Raw genomic sequence first — 18,742 nt, 5'->3', positions numbered from 1 at the left:
GCGTGGCCCCCGATGGAACAGCGCGGCCCCTGGACCCTGGCCCTGCTGGGCCTGCTGCTCGGTGCGTGCGCCCTGTGGGCCGCCGGCCAGGGCGCCTACGGCCTGCCCTTGCGCGAGCTGCCCGCGCTGCTGTGGGGCGCGCTCAGCGGTGGCACCGAGGCCGCGCGCAGCGGGCCCGAACTGGTCTTCTTCAACATCCGCCTGCCGCGCCTGCTGCTGGGCGTGGCCGCGGGCGCGGGCCTGGGCCTGGCCGGCGCGCTCATGCAGGGCCTGTTCCGCAACCCGCTGGCCGACCCCGGCCTCATCGGCGTGAGCAGCGGCGCCGCGCTGGCCGCGGGCGTCACCATCGTGCTGGGTGCCACCTGGTTCCCCGACCTGCCGCGTGCCCTGGGCAGTTGGCCCCTGGTGCTGATGGCCTTCGCCGGTGGCCTCGCGGTCACGGCGCTCATCTACCTGCTCTCGCGCAGCGACGGCGGCACGCGCGTGGGCCTCATGCTGCTCGCCGGCATCGCGGTCAACGCGCTCGCGGGCGCCGGCCTGGGGCTGCTGAACTTTCTGGCCACCGACGAACAGCTGCGCAACCTGCAGTTCTGGCTGCTGGGCAGCCTGGGCGGCGCGCGCTGGAGCGCAGTGCTGCTGGTGTCTGGCATCACCGCCGTGGCGCTGGCCATCGGGCTGCGGCTGGCGGGCGCGCTCAATGCGCTGGCGCTGGGCGAGGCCCAGGCCGTCATGCTGGGCGTGCGAGTGGAAGGCCTCAAGCGCCTGTGCATCGTGGTCACGGCGCTCGCGGTGGGCGCCATCACGGCCACCACCGGCATCGTGGGTTTCATCGGTCTGGTGGCGCCCCACATCGTGCGCCTGCTCGCCGGGCCCGACCACCGCTGGGTGCTGCCGGGCTCGGCCCTGCTGGGCGCGGGCCTGGTGCTGGTGGCCGACGCCTGGGCCCGCACCGTGCTCGCGCCGGCCGAACTGCCGCTGGGCGTCATCACCGCCGCGGTGGGCGTGCCCTTCTTCCTGGCCCTGCTGCGCAGCGCGCACGCGAGAACGCTGTGAGCGAGAAGACGCCCCATCGGCTGCGCGCCCAAGGCCTGCACGTGCGCCACGGTGCGCGCAGCGTGTTGCAAGGCGTGGACGTCGACCTGCGCGCCGGCGAGGTCGGCGCCATCCTCGGCCCCAACGGGGCGGGCAAGTCCACCCTGCTGGGCGTGCTGGGCGGCCTGCAGCGCGCCGACGCGGGCCGCGTGTGGCTCAACGGCCAGGCGCTGGACACCACCACGGCGGCGGCGTTCGCGCGCCACCGCGCCTACCTGCCGCAAGACCTCGTGCCGGCCTTCGACTTCACCGCGCAGGAAGTGGTGGAACTGGGCCGCTACCCGCACCGCCTCCAGCCAGAGGCCGACGAAGCCGCCATCGTGCGCGCGGCCATGCAATGCGTCTCGGTCGATCCGCTCGCGCGGCGGGGCATCCGCCAGCTCAGCGGCGGCGAGCGCGCGCGCGTGCAGATCGCGCGCGTCATGGCCCAGGTGTGGCGGCCCAGCCCTGACGGCTTGCCACGCTGGCTGTTGCTCGACGAGCCCACCGCCGCGCTCGACCTGCGGCACCAGCACCAGTGCCTGTCGGCGCTGCGCGAGTGGTCGCGCGCGCAAGGCATCGGCGTGCTCATGGTGCTGCACGACCTGAACCTGGCGCTGCGCTACGCCGACCGTGTGTGGGTGCTGGCACAGGGACATCTGGTGGCCCAGGGCGCCACCGCCGACACCCTCACCGCCGCGCTCGTGCAGACGGTCTGGCGCGTGAAGGCCCACCCGGTCAGCGACCCGGCGGGCATGCCGCAGTTCGTGACGACGCCTTGACCTCGCCCTGCGCGCCGTTGAATCCCCTTGCGTTCATCCTGAAATTTCAGTATTTCCTGAAACTTCAGGCAAATCCGGCTACAGTGCCGGCCATGCCGCTGCAAGACCACCTCCCTCCCCTCAACCGCGAGTTCGTCGCCCACTTCGGGGAGATGGGCAGCCGCTGGGGCATCAACCGCACCGTGGGGCAGATCTACGCCCTGCTCTACATCAGCAACGAGCCGCTGTGCGCCGACCAGATCGCAGAGACGCTGGAGTTTTCGCGCTCCAACGTGAGCATGGGGCTGAAGGAACTGCAGGCCTGGCGCCTGGTGCGGCTGCGCCACTTCGCGGGCGACCGCCGCGAGTTTTTCGAGGCGCCCGCCGACGTGTGGGAGATCTTCCGCGTGCTCGCCGAGGAGCGCCGCCGCCGGGAGATCGAGCCCACGCTGTCCATGCTGCGCACCGCACTGCTGGAGACGCCCACCACCGATGCCGAGCGCCATGCCCAGCAGCGCATGCGCGAGATGCACGACCTCATCGACCGCCTCATGACCTGGTTCGACGACGTGCAGAAGCTCGCGCCCGAGACGGCCTTGCAACTCATGGGCATGGGCGCTACGGTCACGCGTGTGCTCGAACTCAAGGACCGGCTCACCGGCAAGGCCCCCGCCGCGCGCCACGAGAAAAAGAACGCGGCCTGACCCGCGAGGAAGGAACGCCCCATGGACCTCGACACCCTGCTGCTCTCGCGCATCCAGTTCGCCGCGAACATCAGCTTCCACATCCTCTTTCCCACCATCACCATCGCCCTGGGCTGGTTCCTGCTGTTCTTTCGCATCCGGTTCGTGCAGACGCGCGAACACGCCTGGGAAGAGGCGTATTACTTCTGGACCAAGGTGTTCGCGCTGAGCTTCGCGCTCGGCGTGGTCTCGGGCGTGACCATGAGCTTCCAGTTCGGCACCAACTGGCCGGGCTTCATGGAAAAGGCCGGCAACATCGCCGGCCCCCTGTTGGGCTACGAGGTCATCACCGCCTTCTTCCTCGAGGCCAGCTTCCTCGGCATCATGCTGTTCGGCCGGGGCCGCGTGAGCGAGCGCGTGCACCTCATCGCCACCTTCCTCGTCGCGCTGGGCACCACCTTCTCGGCCTTCTGGATCCTCAGCCTCAATTCGTGGATGCAGACGCCCGCGGGCGCCGAGATCGTCAATGGCGAGTTCATGCCTCTCGACTGGTTCGCCATCGTCTTCAACCCCTCGTTCCCCTATCGCCTCGCGCACAAGCTGCTGGCCTCCGGTCTCACCGCGTCCTTCCTCGTCGCGGGGCTGTGCGCCTGGCAACTCATCAAGGGCAGCGCCACGGGTGGCACGCACAAGGCCTTGCGCACCGCCGTGTTCGCCGCCGTGCTGCTGGCGCCGGTGCAGATCTTCGTGGGCGACCTGCACGGCCTGAACACGCTCAAGCACCAGCCCGCCAAGATCGCCGCCCTCGAAGGCATCTGGGAGACCGAGCGGGGCGCGCCGCTCACGCTGATCGGCATTCCCGACGAAGCCGCCCGCACCACGCACTACGCATTGAAGGTGCCCAAGCTCGGCAGCCTCATCCTGGCGCACGACTGGGACGGCGAGATCAAGGGCCTGGCCGAATTCCCGAACGCGCACCCGCCCGTGGCCCCGGTGTTCTACGCCTTTCGCGTGATGGTGGGCGTGGGCACGCTCATGCTGCTGGTGGCGCTGTGGAGCGTCTGGAAGGTCTGGCCGCAGCGACGCAGCACACGCATCGCGCTGCCGCGCCCGCTGCTGTGGACGCTCGCAGCCATGACCTTCTCGGGCTGGCTGGCCACGCTCGCGGGCTGGTACGTCACCGAAATCGGCCGGCAGCCCTTCATCGTCTATGGCCTGCTGCGCACGGCCGACGTGGTCACCCCCATTGCGCCGGCCAACGTGGCCGCCACGCTCACCGCCTACCTGGTGGTCTACGGCCTGCTGCTGATCACCTACGTCGGCGTGCTCAAGTACATGGCCGAGAACCCCGTCAAACACGCGCCCGAGGCGCCTTCGGGCGAAATGGGCAAGGCCGGCGCCTGAGCCGCTGCTAGCGAAGGAAACACGACATGACCTGGGCCGAATTCCTCCCCCTGATCTTCATGGCCGTGATGGGCCTGGCGCTGCTGGCCTACGTGGTGCTGGACGGCTACGACCTCGGCGTCGGCCTGCTGCTGCCGCTGGGCGACGAGGTGCAGAAGGACACCATGGTCAGCAGCATCGGCCCCTTCTGGGACGCCAACGAAACCTGGCTGGTGCTGGGTGTGGGCGTGCTGCTGGTGGCCTTTCCCAAGGCGCACGGCCTGGTGCTGCAGGCGCTGTACCTGCCGGCGGCCATCATGATCGTGGGCCTGATCCTGCGCGGCGTGGCCTTCGACTTCCGCGTGAAGGCGCCGACGAAGTACCTGCCGTTCTGGAACCGCGCCTTCTTCGCCGGCTCGCTGGCGGCCAGCGCCTCGCAGGGCTGGATGCTGGGCAGCTACATCACCGGCTTCGACAACGGCCCGCTGGGCCTGCTGTTCAGCCTGGGCATCGCCATCACCCTGCCCGCGGCCTACCTGCTGTTGGGAGCCGGCTGGCTGATCATGAAGACGGAGGGCGAGCTGCAAGAGAAGGCGGTGCGCTGGGCGCGCCGCGCGCTGTGGCCCATGGGCGTGGCGCTGCTCGCCATCTCGGTGGCCACGCCGCTGGTGAGCCAGGCGGTGTTCGAGAAGTGGTTCGGCCTGCCCCAGATCTTCGCGCTGCTGCCCGTGCCCCTCATTTGCGCGGCGGCCTTCTTCGCCGTGCAGTGGGTCGTCACGCGGCCGAACCTCATCGCCGCCGGCTATGGCTGGCTGGTGTTCGTGAACACGGTGCTGATCTTCGTGCTGGCCTTCTTCGGCCTGGCCTACAGCATCTTCCCGGACATCGTGATCGGCCGGCTCACGCTGTGGGACGCCGCGGCCGCCACCAGCTCGCTCACCATCATCTTCATCGGCGTGGCGATCACGCTGCCGATGATCATCGCGTACACGATCTACCTGTACCGCGTGTTCTGGGGCAAGGCGCATCCGCTGAGCTACGGCTGATCCGAACGGCCCATGGTCCGATGGGCGCTCATCCCATCGGATGCCCCCGAAAGGCCTCCCAAGGGCGTGCATTCACGTGCATGCAACCGGTCTTCCGCATTGTCGGCGTGCCAACACTTCATGCGTTGGCATCACCACAACCAGGAAGACCTTCATGTTCGCCAACAACCATCCCCGACTTCGCGCCAGCGCGATCGCCCTGGCCACCGGCCTGATGCTCGCTGCTTGCGGCGGCGGCGGTGGCGGCGCCACCGACGGTGGCACCACGCCCACGCCGCCCACCCTCCCGCCGGCGTCCCAAACCCCCACCACGCTCAAGATCGGCCTGCTGCCCGACACCCAGGGCAGCAGCTCCGGCGTGGCCCAGCACCCCATGAAGGCCGTGCTCGACTTCCACGTTCAGCAGGGCGTGAAGATCGTGCTCGCCGTGGGTGACCTGGTCGAGAACGGCACGCCGGCCGAGTACGCGCTCTGGCGCGAGGTGGCTGACCAGTACAAGGACAAGCTGACCATCCTGCCCGTGATGGGCAACCACGAGCCCAAGGGAACCGACCAGGACTGGCACGACGCCGTCGAATCCTTCATTCCGGCCGACGCCGAGCACATGCCCGGCGCGCGCAACAAGAACTACGCGCTGGTGCGCGGCAACGTGCTGTTCATCAACGTTTCCTACGGCTGGTTCGAGCGCTCCTACGACTTCGTCGAGGCCATGGTCAACCAGCACGCCGCCAAGGTCGACCACATCATCCTGCAGACGCACAACTCCTTCGCCGGCAGCCGCTATGGCCTGGTGCGCGAGAACATCATCGACGGCAGCATCTCCATCGAGAACGACGTGCTGTTCCGCGACGCCTACGACAAGTACCGCAAGCTGCTCGCCGCGCACGACGTGATCTACGTCAGCGGCCACGAGCACCACTACTCGCGCAGCCTGATCCGCGACAACACCGAGCGCCCGTTCATGCAGATCATCTCGGGCAACGCGGCGTACAAGGGCTACGAGACCCGCTTCAGCGAGCACGAGCGCATCCAGGACTACCTGATGGTGAAGGTACAGAACGAGAGCACCGGCTTCGTGGACGTCAACGCTTCGGTGTTTGAGGTCACCGGTCCGAAGATCGACTACCGCTCCTACTTCATCTCGCATTCGGTGTTCGCCAACACCGACCCGCTGCAGCAGCTGGCCACGCCCAACTGGGCCCTGATGGACCGCTTCGTGCGCACCAAGGACCGCTGCGCCAAGACCGTGTATCCCTCCAGCGTACCGTCGGACATCCAGCGCTTCGGCGTGTACGACCCGAGCTACCGCACCAGCACCTGCGTGTCGGCCGGCGGCAGCCGCGCGCGCCTGCTCGATGGCGTGAACCACACCTTCAACCGCCACGACAGCCGCACCCGCACCATGGGCGCCACGCCAGGCTATTCCTTCGCCAGCAGCAACCTGGAGATGGAATCCATGATGTACCGCTACATCTTCCAGCGCCACCAGAGCTACAGCCCCAACCTCAACAACAGCCAGCGCGCGCGCGTGATCAACGTGGGCACGCCCGACGAGGAAGTGGAAGTGCGCGGCACCACCATCGACCTGAAGAAGCAGGTGCTGCTGAACTGGCAGGCCAAGGGCGCGGCCACGCTGAGCGATGAACTGATCATCAGCGGCATCAGCGGCCAGGACGGCACCTACATCGATCCCTATGGCGCGGTGAAGGACATCACCGTGAACACCGGCTTGCCCGGCAGCTACGGCAACGGCACCGAACTCGGCAAGGCGCCCGTGGTGCTGCCTGCGCACGCCACCCGGGGTTGGGCGCTGACGGACGACAAGGTCGGCGACAGCTACGTCGTGGAGTTCGTGGCGCCCGCCGGCCGCAACGCGGCCAACAGCACCATCGCGCGCTACGACACCACCACGAAGACCTGGGTGCCGCTGGCCAGCGCGGCCTGTGTGAGCGCACAGGCCTACCAGGCCAACTACCTCACGGCCCTGCCGGCCGACGTCGACGCCGCCTGCGGCAACGGCAACGCCCCCGTGGTGGGCTTCAACGCCAGCACCGGCGCGTTCTGGGCCCGCTTGAGCCGCGACGACCGCGTCGCCATCGTGGCGCGCTGATCGCCCGCGCCGGCCCGCGCGGGCCACTGCGCCGGCGCGTGCTTCAGCGGCCGTTGACCACCGTGCGCGCGACCGCGCGGTCGTCGCCCAGCACGATCAGCGCAAAGAGCAGCTCGTCCAGGCTGCTCGCTTGCGCGGTCTTGCGCGCCAGCAGCGGCGTGGCCTTCGGATCGAGCACCACGAAATCGGCCTCGTGGCCCGGTTGCAGGTTGCCCACCACACCCTGCAGACCCAGCGCGCGCGCCGCGCCGGCCGTGTGCTGCCACCACAACTGGCCGGGTGTGAGGCTCAGGCCCGGCTTGGTCTGGCCCTCGCGGCCCACGGTGTAGGCCGCGAGCATGGTGCGAAACGGCGAGAAGCTGGTGCCGCCGCCCACATCGCTGGCCAAGCCGTAGCGCATGCCGGCCGCGTCGGCGGCCTGGTAGTCGAAGAAGCCGCTGCCCAGGAACAGGTTGCTCGTGGGGCTCACCGCCGCCACGGCGCCGGCGGCCGCCATGCGCTCGCGGTCGGCGGTGCTCAGGTGGATGCAGTGCGCGTAGACCGCCCGCTCGCGCAGCAGGCCGAAGTCTTCGTAGACGCCGAGGTAGCTGCGGCTTTGCGGGAAGAGCTCGGCGGCCCAGCGCACCTCGTCGCGGTTCTCGGCCACGTGCGACTGGATCCACACGTCCGGGTATTTCGCCGCCAGTTCGCCCGCGCCCCGCAGTTGCGCGGGCGTACTGGTGGGCGCAAAGCGCGGCGTGATGGCGTAGCCCAGGCGGTCCACGCCGTGCCAGCGGCGGATGCCGGCCTCGGTGTCGACGAGGCTCTGCTCGGTCTCATCGCGCACGCCGTCGGGGCTGTGGCGGTCCTGCAGCACCTTGCCGGTGATGAAGCGCAGGCCGCGCGCGCGGGCCTCCTCGAAGGCGGCGTCCACCGAGGCGGGGTGCGAGGTGGCGAACGTCAAGGCGGTGGTGACGCCGTGGCGCGCCAGCTCGTCGAAGAAGAAACGCGCCACCTCGCGTGCGTGGGCCGGATCGTGGAAGCGCGATTCGTGCGGGAAGGTGTAGTGCTCCAGCCAGGGCAGCAGGCCGGCCGCGGGCGCGCCGATCACGTCGGTCTGCGGGTAGTGGATGTGCATGTCCACGAAGCCCGGCGCGATGAGTTGGTCGCGCAGGTCTTCCACTGCCACACCGGGAAAGCGGTCGATCAGCGCCCCGTGCGCGCCCGCCGCGCGCACCACCGGCCGGCCGGTGGCGTCGGGGCCGACCACCAGCAGGCCGTCTTCATCGAACTGGGGAGCGCCGCTGTCTTCGTCGAAGCGCAGCAGCCGGGCGCGGTAGGCTTTCATGGGCCGCGAGCCTACACGGCCCCGCGCGCGATGTCATATGGCCGCGCCGATGGCGGCCATGCGCGCGGGCGGATCAGGGTGTAAGGGATCCCTGCACGCCCTCGACGAACCAGTTCATCTTCAGGATCTGTTCGTCGCTCAGGCGCTGGCCGGCCGCGATCACGGGCTGGCCATTCTGGCCGAGCACCGGGGCCGAGGCATGCGCCGCGAACACGGGCAGGCGGCCGGCGGCCATGTCGGCCTGGCGCGCGTTCACTTCCTTCTGCACGGCCTCGGGCACCTTCTTGCCGAAGCCCTCGACGCGGATGAAACCCTGCGCCACGCCGCCCCACACCTGCTCGCTGCGCCACTGGCCGTCGAGCACGGCCTTGACGCGGGCCGTGTAGTAATCGCCCCAGCGGTGCGTCACCGCCACCACCTGGGCGTCGGGCGCCACCGCGCGCATGTCGGAGTGGTAGGCCACGGCCAGCTTGCCGCGCTCCTGCGCGGCCACCATCACGGCGTTGCTGCCGGTGTGAAAGGCCAGCACCTCGGCGCCCTGGTTCATCAGCGTCATGGCGGCGTCGCGCTCGCGCGGCGGGTTGAACCACTCGCCCAGCCACACCACCTTGACCGTGGCGCGCGGGTTCACCGAGCGCATGCCCAGCGTGAAGGCGTTGATGCCCTGGATCACCTCGGGAATGGGAAAGCCCGCCACGTAACCGGCCTGCGTGGCCAGGCGGCCCGCCGCCACGCCCGCGAGGTAGCGGCCCTCGTAGTAGCGCGCGTTCGCGGTGGCCACGTTGGGCGCGGCCTTGTAGCCGGTGATGGACTCGAACCTCACGTTCGGAAAGTCGCGCGCCACCTTCAGCGTGGGCTCCATGTAGCCGAAGCTGGGCGTGAAGATGATGTGGTGCCCCTGCTGCGCGAGGTCGCGGATCACGCGCTCGGCGTCGGCGCCTTCGGCCACGTTCTCCACGTAGCGTGTCTCGACACGATCGCCCAGCGCGGCCTGCACGGCCTGGCGGCCAAGCTCGTGCTGGCGCACCCAGCCGGTCTCGGTGAGCGGCGCCACGTAGACGAAGGCGGCCTTCACCGGCGGCTTGACCGGCTGAGCGTGAGTGGCAAGGGGAGAGAAAAACAAGGCGGCCAACACCGGCGCGAAGGCGCGCCAGGCCGCGAGGTTTTTGTACATGGTGTTCCTCTACATGGCTTCCGATGATGAAAAAACGCGAGCCGGGGAAGCACCGGCTCGCGTCGGGGCGGTATTTTAGGCGCTGGTCAGGGGCGTGATCTCGTAGCCCGTGCTGCGTCCGCCGGCCGGCAGGCGGCGGATCACCCCCAGGTTGAGCAGCACCTGCAGGTCGCGCAGGGCGGTGTCGTTCGAGCAGCGTGTGAGCTTGGCCCAGCGGCCCGTGCTCAGGTGCCCGTCGGCGCCATCGAGCGCGCGGTTGAGCATGAGCACCTGCCGCTCGTTGAACGGCACCTGCGCCCAGCGCTGCCAGAAACGCGCCTTGCCCAGCACCGAGCCCAACCCGTCGAGCGCGGCGTCCAGCGCGCGCTGCAGGGCGTCGAGAAACCAGGCCAGCCACGGCGTCGCGTCCAAATTGCCGCGCTGCGTGCGCTCCAGGATCTGGTAGTAGGCCTTGCGCTCGCGTTGCATCTGGGCCGACAGGCTGTAGTAGCGCTGCGAACCGCCATCGGCGCGCGCCAGGAACAGGTCGCCCACGGCGCGCGCGATGCGGCCGTTGCCGTCGTCAAATGGGTGCAGCGTGACAAGCCACAGGTGCGCCAGACCGGCCTTGATCAGCAGGGGCTCGCCCGTATCGGCGTTGGCCCAGGCGAGGAAGTTGTCCGTTTCGGCCACCAGTCGAGGGGCCGGGGGCGCCTGGAAATGCACGCGCTCACGTCCCAGCGCGCCCGACACCACCTGCATCGGGCCACCCGCGTCGTTGCGCCACTGCCCCACGCGGATGCGGTGCAGGCCGTTGAAGCCCGTGGGAAACAGCGCCGCGTGCCAGCCCCACAGCCGCTGGGCGCTCAAGGGCTCCAGACAGCGGGTGGTGGCGTCCAGCACCATGTCCACGACGCCATCCACGTGGCGGTCGCTCGGCGCCAGTGCGCCGATGTCCACGCCCAGACGGCGCGCCACCGACGAGCGCACCGAGGCCGGCTCCAGCGTCTCGCCCTCGATCGCGCTGGTCTTGATCACGTCGTCGGTGAGCGCCTGCAGGCAGGCGCGCTCGCGCTGCTCCAGGCCCACCTCGGCCAGTCGGCCCAGCAGCAGGCCCTGGGAATGGCTCACGCGGGCCAGCGCGGGCGCCAGGGCCGCCAGGTCGTAGCGCATCGCCGGCCAGGTGCTGTCCTGCCAGATGAAGGTACCGACACCGTCCCAATCGCCGTAAGTCATGCGGTGAATATACGCCGCATTCACCGCATCAGGCGCCTATTCACCGCGTGAAGTGCGGCGAATAAACCCCGCATTCACCGCACAGCCCGCCCTCAACCCACTGCGGCATCCACCCGCGCCAGGTAGCGCCGGCGCGTGTCCTCGTCGATGAAGCTGGCCTCGAAGCTGTTGCGCGCCAGGGTGATGACCTCCTCGCGCGACAGACGCAAGGCCTCCACGGTCTGCGTGAAGTTGGCGTTGAGGTAGCCGCCGAAGTAGGCCGGGTCGTCGCTGTTGACGGTGGCGCACAGGCCGGCATCCAGCAGCTTTTTCATGGGGTGCTCGCGCAGGTCCTTCACCACACAGAGCTTGAGGTTGGACAGGGGGCACACGGTGAGCGGCGTGCGCCGCCGCGCCAGCTCGGCCACCAGCGCCGGGTCGTCCAGGGAACGCACACCATGGTCGATGCGCTCCGCCTTGAGTTCGTTCAGCGCGCTCCAGACGTAGGCTGGCGGCCCCTCCTCGCCCGCGTGCGCGACGATGCGCAGCCCCAGTTCGCGGCAGCGCGCGAACACGCGCGCGAACTTCTCCGGCGGGTGGCCCACCTCGCTCGAGTCCAGGCCCACGCCGATGAAGTGCTGGCGGTACGGCAGCGCGGCCTCCAGCGTGGCGAAGGCCTCCTCTTCGCTGAGGTGGCGCAGGAAACACAGGATGAGCCGGCTGGAGATGCCCAGCTCGGCCTGCGCCCATTCGCAGGCGCGCTGCAGCCCACCGATGACCACGCCGATGTCCACGCCGCGCGCGGTGTGGGTTTGGGGGTCGAAGAAGATCTCGGCGTGGATCACGCGGTCGGCGAAGGCGCGCTGGAAGTACGCCCAGGCCATGTCGAAAAAATCGTCCTCGCGCAGCAGCACGCTGGCGCCGGCGTAGTAGATGTCGAGGAAGCTCTGCAGGTTGGTGAAGGCATAGGCCGCGCGCAGGGCCTCCACGCTGGCGTAGGGCAGCTTCACGTGGTTGCGCTGCGCCAGCGCGAAGATGAGCTCGGGCTCCAGCGAGCCTTCGATGTGGATGTGCAGCTCGGCCTTGGGCAGGTGGGCGGCGAGTTCGGCGGGGCTCAGGTCGGCGGGTTTCATGACAGGTTCAGCAAGTGCCCAGGGTGATGCCCAGGCGTTGTAGATAGCGGCGGTAGGCGCTGCTCACGCGGTCGGCGGGGCCGTGCACCTCGCTCACGCGCACGGTGCGGCCGATGGGCAGCGCCTTGGGGTTCTGCGATTCCACCACTGGCCGGTCCTGCGCGAAGACCGTGTCCTGGAAGTCGATCAGCGCTTCGTCGCTGGAGCGGTCGTTCTGCGTGGCCATCACGAACCAGGCGGTGCAGGCCTCGTCGCCGTCGGGGCGGATGAACAGCGCGATGGCGTTGCGCACCGGATCGCCCAGGCTCGCGTCCTTGCGCAGCAGCGCGGCGTAGGGATGCGGCACCTCGTAGGCGTAGTCGATCCAGGTGCCGCCTTCGGCCTCGGCGTAGCCGCGCGGCTGCCAGGCGCGGGCCTTGAGCACTTGCACGCCTTGTGGGCTCTCGCTCACCACACCGCTCATCACCTGCGCGTGCCCGCGCTCGCCCAGCCAGCCCTCGTGCACGAAGCCGAAGTGGCTGAGGTCGAGGAAGTTCTCCACCAGGCGCGGCGCGCTGGTGGCCACCGCGTAGGGGCCGCAGACCACGCGGCGCCAGGCGCTGTCGTCGGCCTCGGCGAAGGCGGGCGGCGCATCGGGCAGTTCAGTCCCGGGCGCGTCCAGCCGCACCCAGACCAGGCCGTGCGCCTCGCGCGCCTCGAACGCCGTGGTGGCATGGGCCGGGGGTGGTTGGAAGTCGGGCGAGGCCGGCACGAGGCGGCAACGCCCGCCGCCCTCGAACTGCCAGCCGTGGTACGGGCATTCCAGGCGCGGGCCGTGCACGGTGGTGAGCACCCGCCCCAGCGACAGCCGCGCGCCGCGGTGCGGGCAGCGGTCGGCCCACGCGTGCACCGTGCCGTGGTCACGCCACAGCACCAGCGGTTCGCCAAGCAGGCTCAGTCCCAGCGGCGCCTCGCGCAGCATGTGCGAAGCCACCACGGGATGCCAGAGTTGCCGTTCGATCATGGAGTGCATTCAAACAAAAAGGGCTGCCCTTGGGCAGCCCTTTTTCAACCCAGGGCACCGCGGAACCGGCTTTGCCGGGCCGCAGGTGCCGCCCCCTCGAGAGGGTCGCGCGAAGCGCGGCGGGGGTGTTTCCTTAATTCGGAACCTTGCCTTCCACGCCCTTGACGTAGAACTTGATGCCGCCCAGGAAGGCGTCATCGGCCTTCTGGTCCTTGGCCAGCACTTCCTTGCCGGCCTGGTCCACGATCGGGCCGGTCCAGGGGTGGAAGCTGCCGTCCTTCAGACCGGCCTTGATGGTGTCGATCTTCGTTTTGATTTCGGCGGGCACGTCGTCGGCGATGGACACCATGTCGATCGCGCCTTCCTTGTGGCCCCACCACACGCCGCCGGTGCTCCAGGTGCCTTCCAGCGCGTCCTTGGTGGCCTTGATGTAGTACGGGCCCCAGTTGATGACGGCCGAGCCCAGGTGGGCCTTCGGGCCGTAGGCGGTCATGTCCGAATCCCAGCCGAAGGCGCGCTTGCCGGCCTTCTCGGCGGTCTGCAGCACGGCCGAGGAATCGGTGTTCTGGAACAGCACGTCGGCACCGCCGTTGAGCAGCGAGGTCGCGGCCTCGGTCTCCTTCGGCGGATCGAACCAGCCGTTCACCCAGACCACCTTGGTCTTGACCTTGGGGTTCACCGACTGCGCACCCAGCGTGAAGCTGTTGATGTTGCGGATCACCTCGGGGATTGGGATGGAGGCCACCACACCCAGGGTGTTGGTCTTGGTCATGGAGCCCGCGATCACGCCGGCCATGTACGCGCCTTCGTAGGTGCGGCTGTCGTAGGTGCGCAGGTTCTCGGCCGTCTTGTAGCCGGTGGCGTGTTCGAACTTCACGTCCTTGAAGTCGGCGGCGACCTTGAGCATGGGCTCCATGTAGCCGAAGGTGGTGCCGAAGATGAGCTTGTTGCCGTTGGACGCCATGTCGCGGATCACGCGCTCGGCGTCGGCGCTCTCGGGCACGCTTTCCACGAAGCTGGTGACGACCTTGTTGCCGAACTCGGCCTCCAGGGCCTTGCGGCCGTTGTCGTGCGCGAAGGTCCAGCCGCCGTCGCCCACCGGGCCGACGTAGGCGAAGGCGATCTTCAGCGGCTCGGGCGCGGCCGGGGCGGCGGCGGGGGCCGCGGGTGCAGGGGCGGGCGCGGGCGCTGCCACCTCTTCTTCCTTCTTGCCGCAGCCGATCAGCACGGCGGCGGCCAGCGCGCTGATCGCGGCGACCTTGAACAGGGAACGCTTGTGGAGGTCGGTCATGGGTGTCCTCGGGTGTCGACGGTTGGGTAAAACGGGCCGGGGTGGGCGGTTTAAACGCCACCCCGTAGGGTATTCAAGGCGACAAGCAAATTATGAACCGGGGTAGAACGGTTTCCCGATCGACGACGGCATGTTGATGCGGATCCAGGTGGGGTTGCGCGAGATGAGCACCAGCACCACCACGGTGGCCAGGTAGGGCAGCATGGTCAGGAACTGGCTAGGGATCTGCACGCCGATGGCCTGCAGGTGGAACTGCAGCATGGTGACGCCGCCGAACAGGTAGGCCCCCAGCAGCACACGCGCGGGCCGCCAGGTGGCGAAGGTGGTCAGGGCCAGCGCGATCCAGCCCTTGCCGGCGATCATTCCCTCCACCCACAGCGGGGTATAGACGGTGGACACATACGCGCCCGCCAGGCCGCACAGGGCGCCGCCGGCCATCACCGCGAGCAGCCGGATGCGCCGCACCGGGTAGCCCAGGGCGTGCGCCGATTCGGGGCTTTCCCCCACGCTGCGCAGCACCAGCCCGGCGCGCGTGCGGTACAGGAACCAGATGAGCCCGATGGCAATGGCCACGCAGCCATAGACCATGGGGTGGTGGCGGAACAGGGCCGCGCCGAGCAAGGGGATGTCGGCCAGGAACGGGATGGACCAGCGCACCTGCTCGGGCAGCGTGGCCTGCACGTAGCCCGTGCCCGCGAAGGCCGAGAACCCCGCGCCGAAGAGGCTGAGCGCCAGCCCCGTCGCGTACTGGTTGGTGTTGAGCCAGATCACCAGCACGCCGAACACCGCCGCCAGCAGCGCGCCCGCGCCCATGCCGGCCAGGAAACCCAGCCAGGTGTTGCCCGTGTGCACCACGGTGGCGAAGCCCGCCAGCGCGGCGCACAGCATCATGCCCTCCGCCCCCAGGTTCACGATGCCGGCCTTCTCGTTGATGAGCAGGCCCAGCGAGGCGATGGCCAGCACGGTGCCCGCGTTGAGCGTGGCGGCGATGAGCAGTGCGTAGGACTCCATCACTTGCTCCACTTGATGCGATAGGCGATGAGCGTGTCGCAGGCCAACAGCGAGAACAGCAGCAGGCCCTGGAACACGCCGGTGATGGACTTGGGCAGGCCCAGGCGCGACTGCGCGAGCTCCCCGCCGATGTAGAACATGCTCATCAGCACCGCCGAGAACACAATGCCCACCGGGTGCAGCCGCCCCACGAAGGCCACGATGATGGCCGCGAAGCCGTAACCCGCCGGCACGTAGGGCGTGAGCTGGCCGATGGGGCCAGCGACTTCGAACGCCCCCGCCAGGCCCGCCGCGCCGCCCGAAGTGAGCAGCGCCACCCACAGCGCCTTGCGCGAGGAAAACCCCGCGTAGCGCGCCGCCATGGGCGCCAGGCCGCCCACGGTCTGCGCGTAGCCGGAGACCGTGCGGAACAGGAACAGCCACACGCCCGCCACGCCCAGCAGCGCGAACACCAGGCCGATGTTCACGCGCGAGCCCTCCATCAGGCGCGGCATCTGGGCCACGCGCTCGAAGGTCTTGGTCTGCGGGAAGTTGTAGCCGCCCGGGTCTTTCCACGGCCCATAGACGAGGTAGTTGAGCACCTGCACGGCCACGTACACCAGCATCAGGCTCACCAGGATCTCGTTGGCGTTGAAGCGGTCGCGCAGCAGCGCGGTGATGCCGGCCCACAGCATGCCGCCCACCATGCCGGCCACGATGACCGCCGGCACGATCCACAGGCCGGTGTTCTTGTCGGCCAACAGCGCCACGCCACCCGCGAACACCGCGCCGATGATGTACTGCCCCTCGGCGCCGATGTTCCACACATTGGAGCGGAAGCACACCGCCAGGCCCAGCGCAATGATGAGCAGCGGCGTGGCCTTCACCAGCAATTCGGAGATCGCATAGGTGTTCTTGACGGGTTCCCAGAAGAACACCTGCAGGCCGCGCACCGGGTCCTTGCCCAGCACCTCGAACAGGCCGATGCCGATGAGCACCGTGATGGCCAGCGCCAGCAGCGGCGAGGCGTAACCCCACAGCTTCGAGGGCTGGGGACGGACTTCAAGCCGCAGCATGCGCGGTCTCCTTCTTGTTGTTCTGTGCCGTGTCCCACAGGCCCGACATCCATTCACCGATGCGCTCCACCGTGGCGTCCGCGCGGTCCAGGCTGGGCGACAGGCGCCCCTTGGCGATCACGTGCAGGCGGTCGCTGATCTCGAACAGCTCCTCCAGCTCCTCGCTCACCACCAGCACCGCGCAGCCGGCGTCGCGCAGGGCCAGGATCTCGCCGCGGATCTGCGCCGAGGCGCCCACGTCCACGCCCCAGGTGGGCTGGCTCACGATCAGCAACTTCGGCTTCGCTTCGATCTCGCGGCCCACGATGAATTTCTGCAGGTTGCCGCCCGACAGCGACTTGGCCGCCGCGTCCGGCCCGTTGGCCTTGACCTTGTAGCGCGCGATGATGTCCGCCGCCTGCCGCCGCAGCGCACCCACGCGGACCCAGCCGCCCGCGCCCACCGCGTCGCGGCGCGACAGCAGCAGGTTCTGCGCGAGCGAGAGCGTGGGCACGGCGCCGCGGCCCAGGCGTTCCTCGGGCACGAAGTGCAGGCCCAGGGCGCGGCGCTTGGCCGGGCCGAGCGCGGCCACGTCCTGCCCGCCCACCTGCACGCTGCCGGCCGGGGCGCGCGCGTCCTCGCCCGAGAGCGCGCGCAGCAGCTCGCCCTGGCCGTTGCCCGACACGCCCGCGATGCCCACGACCTCGCCCGCGCGCACGCTGAGCGCGATGTCGGCGAGCGGTGTGCCGAAGGGGTCCTCACTGGCCAGCGTGAGCGCCTTCACCCGCAGCACCGCTTCACCCGCGTGCAGCGGCCGGTGCGTCAGCTCCGGCGGTTCGGCGCCGATCATCAGGCGCGAGAGGGAGGCGTTGCTCTCCTCACGCGGGTCGCACACGCCCGTGACCTGGCCGCCGCGCAGCACCGTGCAGGCGGTGCACAGCTCGCGGATCTCGTGCAGCTTGTGGCTGATGTAGAGGATGCTGCAGCCCTCGGCCGCCAGTTGCCGCAACACCACGAAGAGCTTTTCCACCGCCTGCGGCGTGAGCACCGAGGTCGGCTCGTCCAGGATCAGCAGTTGCGGGTTGGTGAGCAGCGCGCGGATGATCTCCACGCGCTGCATCTCGCCCACCGAGAGCGTGTGCACCGGGCGCTCGGGGTCCACGTCCAGGCCGTACTCGCCGGCCTTGGCGCGGATGCTCTCGCGCACCCGCGCGAGCGAGAACGACTTGTCCAGCCCCAGCCACACGTTCTCGGCCACGGTGATGGTGTCGAACAGGCTGAAATGCTGGAACACCATGCTGATGCCCAGGGCCCGCGCCTCCTGCGGGTTGCGCACGTGCACGGCCTGGCCGTTGAAGCGCACCGTGCCCTCGTCGGGCTTGGCCGCGCCGTAGATGACCTTCATCAGCGTGGACTTGCCGGCGCCGTTCTCGCCGAGCACGGCGTGGATCTCGCCGGGGCGCACGCTGAGCGAGACGCCGTCGTTGGCCACCACGCCGGGGTAGCGCCTGGTGATGCCGGTGAGTTCGAGTCGTAGGTGTTCCGTTGAAGTCATGCAGCCTCGGCGCGGGTGGATTCGCTCGCGCGCAGCGAGGCGGCGACGGATTTGATCTGTTCGCGCAGCCAGCGCCCCGCGTTGGAGGCGTGTGTGCGCTCGTGCCAGAGCTGGTAGTACATCATGCGGGGGAACTTCACCGGCGGCATCAGGATGGTCACGGGCAGCGCACCCACGTAGCGTTCGCAGTACTGGCGCCCGGTGGTGAGCACCAGCAGGCTGCCCGCCACCATGGCCGGGATCAGCCCGAAGTGCGGGCAGCGCGCCGTGATGTGGCGCGTGAGGCCCTGGGCGGCCAGGTGCTCGTCGATGACGCCGCGCGCGCCCGGGTGGGTGGGTGTGGGCGCGATGTGCTCGGCGCTGAGCCAGGCCTCGGCGTCCCAGCCGCGGCGCACCGCCGGGTGGTGGCTGGCCACCAGGCTCACCACCTCGTCGCCGAACAGGCGGCCCAGGTGCAGGTCGTCCGGCGGCTGGGCCCAGTTGCCGATCACCACGTCCACCGTGCCCTGGGCCAGGTGGGTGCGGTAGTCGGCGTCGCGCGAGAGCGGGTGGATGTCGATGCTGGCGTGGGGCGCCTGGGCCTTGATCTGCGTGACCAGCGTGGGCAGGAACAGCGGGTCCAGGTAGTCGCTGGCGGCCAGGCTGAAGGTGTGGGTGGCGGTGGCCGGGTCGAAGGCGCGGGCGTCGGAGAACAGCACCTCGGCGCTGCGCAGGATGTCGGCGGCGGGCTCGATCATGCGCAGCCCGGCCACCGTGGGCACCATGCCGGCGCCCGAACGCACCAGCAAGGGGTCACCGGCCAGTTCGCGCAGGCGCTTGAGCGAGGCGCTCACCGCCGGCTGGTACATGCCCAGCTTGATCGCCGCGCGCGAGACGCTGCGCTCCGTCAGCACGGTGTGCAGCACGCGGATCAGGTGCAGGTCGATGCGCTCGAACATGGGGCCGTATTTCATGACGGTGTCATCT

16 protein-coding genes are annotated in these 18,742 nt (G+C 69.5%); 6 read left to right on the top strand and 10 right to left on the bottom strand.

The annotated features are described in order from the left end of the window. Window positions 1-12: 12 nt before the first annotated feature. The 6 genes from VLG41_RS09820 (at window position 13) to VLG41_RS09795 (ending at window position 7,054) form a co-directional block, all read left to right on the top strand. A complete protein-coding gene (locus VLG41_RS09820) occupies window positions 13-1,053 on the top strand; it encodes an iron ABC transporter permease (protein WP_325349224.1) in 1,041 nt (346 codons plus the stop codon). Next, window positions 1,050-1,853, top strand: coding sequence for a heme ABC transporter ATP-binding protein (locus VLG41_RS09815; protein ID WP_325349208.1), 804 nt, complete (start codon window positions 1,050-1,052; stop codon window positions 1,851-1,853). The genes VLG41_RS09820 and VLG41_RS09815 overlap by 4 nt, the downstream gene beginning before the upstream one ends. Before the next feature lie 92 nt (window positions 1,854-1,945). Continuing rightward, window positions 1,946-2,536 carry a GbsR/MarR family transcriptional regulator gene (locus tag VLG41_RS09810; RefSeq protein ID WP_325349207.1) on the top strand — a complete coding sequence of 197 codons (591 nt, stop codon included), beginning with the start codon at window positions 1,946-1,948 and terminating at the stop codon, window positions 2,534-2,536. A gap of 21 nt (window positions 2,537-2,557) precedes the next feature. Continuing rightward, the gene (locus VLG41_RS09805) at window positions 2,558-3,919 is read left to right on the top strand and encodes a cytochrome ubiquinol oxidase subunit I (protein WP_325349206.1); all 1,362 of its coding nucleotides are present in this window, start codon (window positions 2,558-2,560) and stop codon (window positions 3,917-3,919) included. Between the two features lie 26 nt (window positions 3,920-3,945). Further along, window positions 3,946-4,944, top strand: coding sequence for a cytochrome d ubiquinol oxidase subunit II (locus VLG41_RS09800; RefSeq protein WP_325349205.1), 999 nt, complete (start codon window positions 3,946-3,948; stop codon window positions 4,942-4,944). Between the two features lie 154 nt (window positions 4,945-5,098). Continuing rightward, window positions 5,099-7,054, top strand: coding sequence for a metallophosphoesterase (locus VLG41_RS09795; RefSeq protein ID WP_325349204.1), 1,956 nt, complete (start codon window positions 5,099-5,101; stop codon window positions 7,052-7,054). A 43-nt stretch (window positions 7,055-7,097) separates the two neighbouring features. On the opposite strand, the gene guaD is transcribed toward VLG41_RS09795, so the two are convergent. The 10 genes from guaD to VLG41_RS09745 all read right to left on the bottom strand — a co-directional run bounded on the left by guaD (window position 7,098) and on the right by VLG41_RS09745 (window position 18,729). Beyond that, window positions 7,098-8,381, bottom strand: a complete 1,284-nt coding sequence (gene guaD, locus VLG41_RS09790; protein WP_325349203.1) for a guanine deaminase — start codon at window positions 8,379-8,381, stop codon at window positions 7,098-7,100. Window positions 8,382-8,454: 73 nt separating this feature from the next. Then, on the bottom strand, window positions 8,455-9,555 hold the full coding sequence (locus VLG41_RS09785; protein ID WP_325349202.1) for a BMP family ABC transporter substrate-binding protein: 1,101 nt from the start codon (window positions 9,553-9,555) through the stop codon (window positions 8,455-8,457). 75 nt (window positions 9,556-9,630) lie between these two features. Next, window positions 9,631-10,770, bottom strand: a complete 1,140-nt coding sequence (locus VLG41_RS09780) for a Fic family protein (protein ID WP_325349201.1) — start codon at window positions 10,768-10,770, stop codon at window positions 9,631-9,633. A gap of 92 nt (window positions 10,771-10,862) precedes the next feature. Beyond that, window positions 10,863-11,882, bottom strand: a complete 1,020-nt coding sequence (locus tag VLG41_RS09775; protein WP_325349200.1) for an adenosine deaminase — start codon at window positions 11,880-11,882, stop codon at window positions 10,863-10,865. Window positions 11,883-11,889: 7 nt separating this feature from the next. Continuing rightward, on the bottom strand, window positions 11,890-12,885 hold the full coding sequence (locus VLG41_RS09770; protein WP_325349199.1) for an aromatic ring-hydroxylating dioxygenase subunit alpha: 996 nt from the start codon (window positions 12,883-12,885) through the stop codon (window positions 11,890-11,892). A gap of 133 nt (window positions 12,886-13,018) precedes the next feature. Then, window positions 13,019-14,176 (bottom strand): BMP family ABC transporter substrate-binding protein, encoded by a 1,158-nt coding sequence (locus VLG41_RS09765; protein ID WP_325349198.1) that lies wholly within the window; start codon window positions 14,174-14,176, stop codon window positions 13,019-13,021. Between the two features lie 90 nt (window positions 14,177-14,266). Then, window positions 14,267-15,187, bottom strand: a complete 921-nt coding sequence (locus VLG41_RS09760) for an ABC transporter permease (protein ID WP_325349197.1) — start codon at window positions 15,185-15,187, stop codon at window positions 14,267-14,269. After that, entirely contained in the window at window positions 15,187-16,242 is a 1,056-nt protein-coding gene (locus VLG41_RS09755) for an ABC transporter permease (RefSeq protein ID WP_325349196.1), read from the bottom strand. Before VLG41_RS09755 ends, VLG41_RS09760 begins: the two co-directional genes overlap by 1 nt. Then, entirely contained in the window at window positions 16,229-17,776 is a 1,548-nt protein-coding gene (locus tag VLG41_RS09750; protein WP_325349195.1) for an ABC transporter ATP-binding protein, read from the bottom strand. The genes VLG41_RS09755 and VLG41_RS09750 overlap by 14 nt, the downstream gene beginning before the upstream one ends. Further along, window positions 17,773-18,729, bottom strand: coding sequence for a LysR family transcriptional regulator (locus VLG41_RS09745; RefSeq protein ID WP_325349194.1), 957 nt, complete (start codon window positions 18,727-18,729; stop codon window positions 17,773-17,775). Before VLG41_RS09745 ends, VLG41_RS09750 begins: the two co-directional genes overlap by 4 nt. Between the last annotated feature and the right edge of the window lie 13 nt (window positions 18,730-18,742).

This window comes from Hydrogenophaga sp., assembly GCF_035481345.1.
GTDB lineage: Bacteria > Pseudomonadota > Gammaproteobacteria > Burkholderiales > Burkholderiaceae_C > Hydrogenophaga.
Note: the sequence above shows the minus strand (reverse complement) of the source record. Positions and strands in the feature narration are given on the sequence as shown.

Coding starts and splice junctions, on each gene's coding strand:
- VLG41_RS09755 (WP_325349196.1), bottom strand. CDS start 16,242: ATGCTGCGGCTTGAAGTCCGTCCCCAGCCCTCGAAGCTGTGGGGTTAC.
- VLG41_RS09745 (WP_325349194.1), bottom strand. CDS start 18,729: ATGAAATACGGCCCCATGTTCGAGCGCATCGACCTGCACCTGATCCGC.
- VLG41_RS09785 (WP_325349202.1), bottom strand. CDS start 9,555: ATGTACAAAAACCTCGCGGCCTGGCGCGCCTTCGCGCCGGTGTTGGCC.
- VLG41_RS09775 (WP_325349200.1), bottom strand. CDS start 11,882: ATGAAACCCGCCGACCTGAGCCCCGCCGAACTCGCCGCCCACCTGCCC.
- VLG41_RS09805 (WP_325349206.1), top strand. CDS start 2,558: ATGGACCTCGACACCCTGCTGCTCTCGCGCATCCAGTTCGCCGCGAAC.
- VLG41_RS09760 (WP_325349197.1), bottom strand. CDS start 15,187: ATGGAGTCCTACGCACTGCTCATCGCCGCCACGCTCAACGCGGGCACC.
- guaD (WP_325349203.1), bottom strand. CDS start 8,381: ATGAAAGCCTACCGCGCCCGGCTGCTGCGCTTCGACGAAGACAGCGGC.
- VLG41_RS09820 (WP_325349224.1), top strand. CDS start 13: ATGGAACAGCGCGGCCCCTGGACCCTGGCCCTGCTGGGCCTGCTGCTC.
- VLG41_RS09750 (WP_325349195.1), bottom strand. CDS start 17,776: ATGACTTCAACGGAACACCTACGACTCGAACTCACCGGCATCACCAGG.
- VLG41_RS09780 (WP_325349201.1), bottom strand. CDS start 10,770: ATGACTTACGGCGATTGGGACGGTGTCGGTACCTTCATCTGGCAGGAC.
- VLG41_RS09800 (WP_325349205.1), top strand. CDS start 3,946: ATGACCTGGGCCGAATTCCTCCCCCTGATCTTCATGGCCGTGATGGGC.
- VLG41_RS09765 (WP_325349198.1), bottom strand. CDS start 14,176: ATGACCGACCTCCACAAGCGTTCCCTGTTCAAGGTCGCCGCGATCAGC.
- VLG41_RS09810 (WP_325349207.1), top strand. CDS start 1,946: ATGCCGCTGCAAGACCACCTCCCTCCCCTCAACCGCGAGTTCGTCGCC.
- VLG41_RS09795 (WP_325349204.1), top strand. CDS start 5,099: ATGTTCGCCAACAACCATCCCCGACTTCGCGCCAGCGCGATCGCCCTG.
- VLG41_RS09770 (WP_325349199.1), bottom strand. CDS start 12,885: ATGATCGAACGGCAACTCTGGCATCCCGTGGTGGCTTCGCACATGCTG.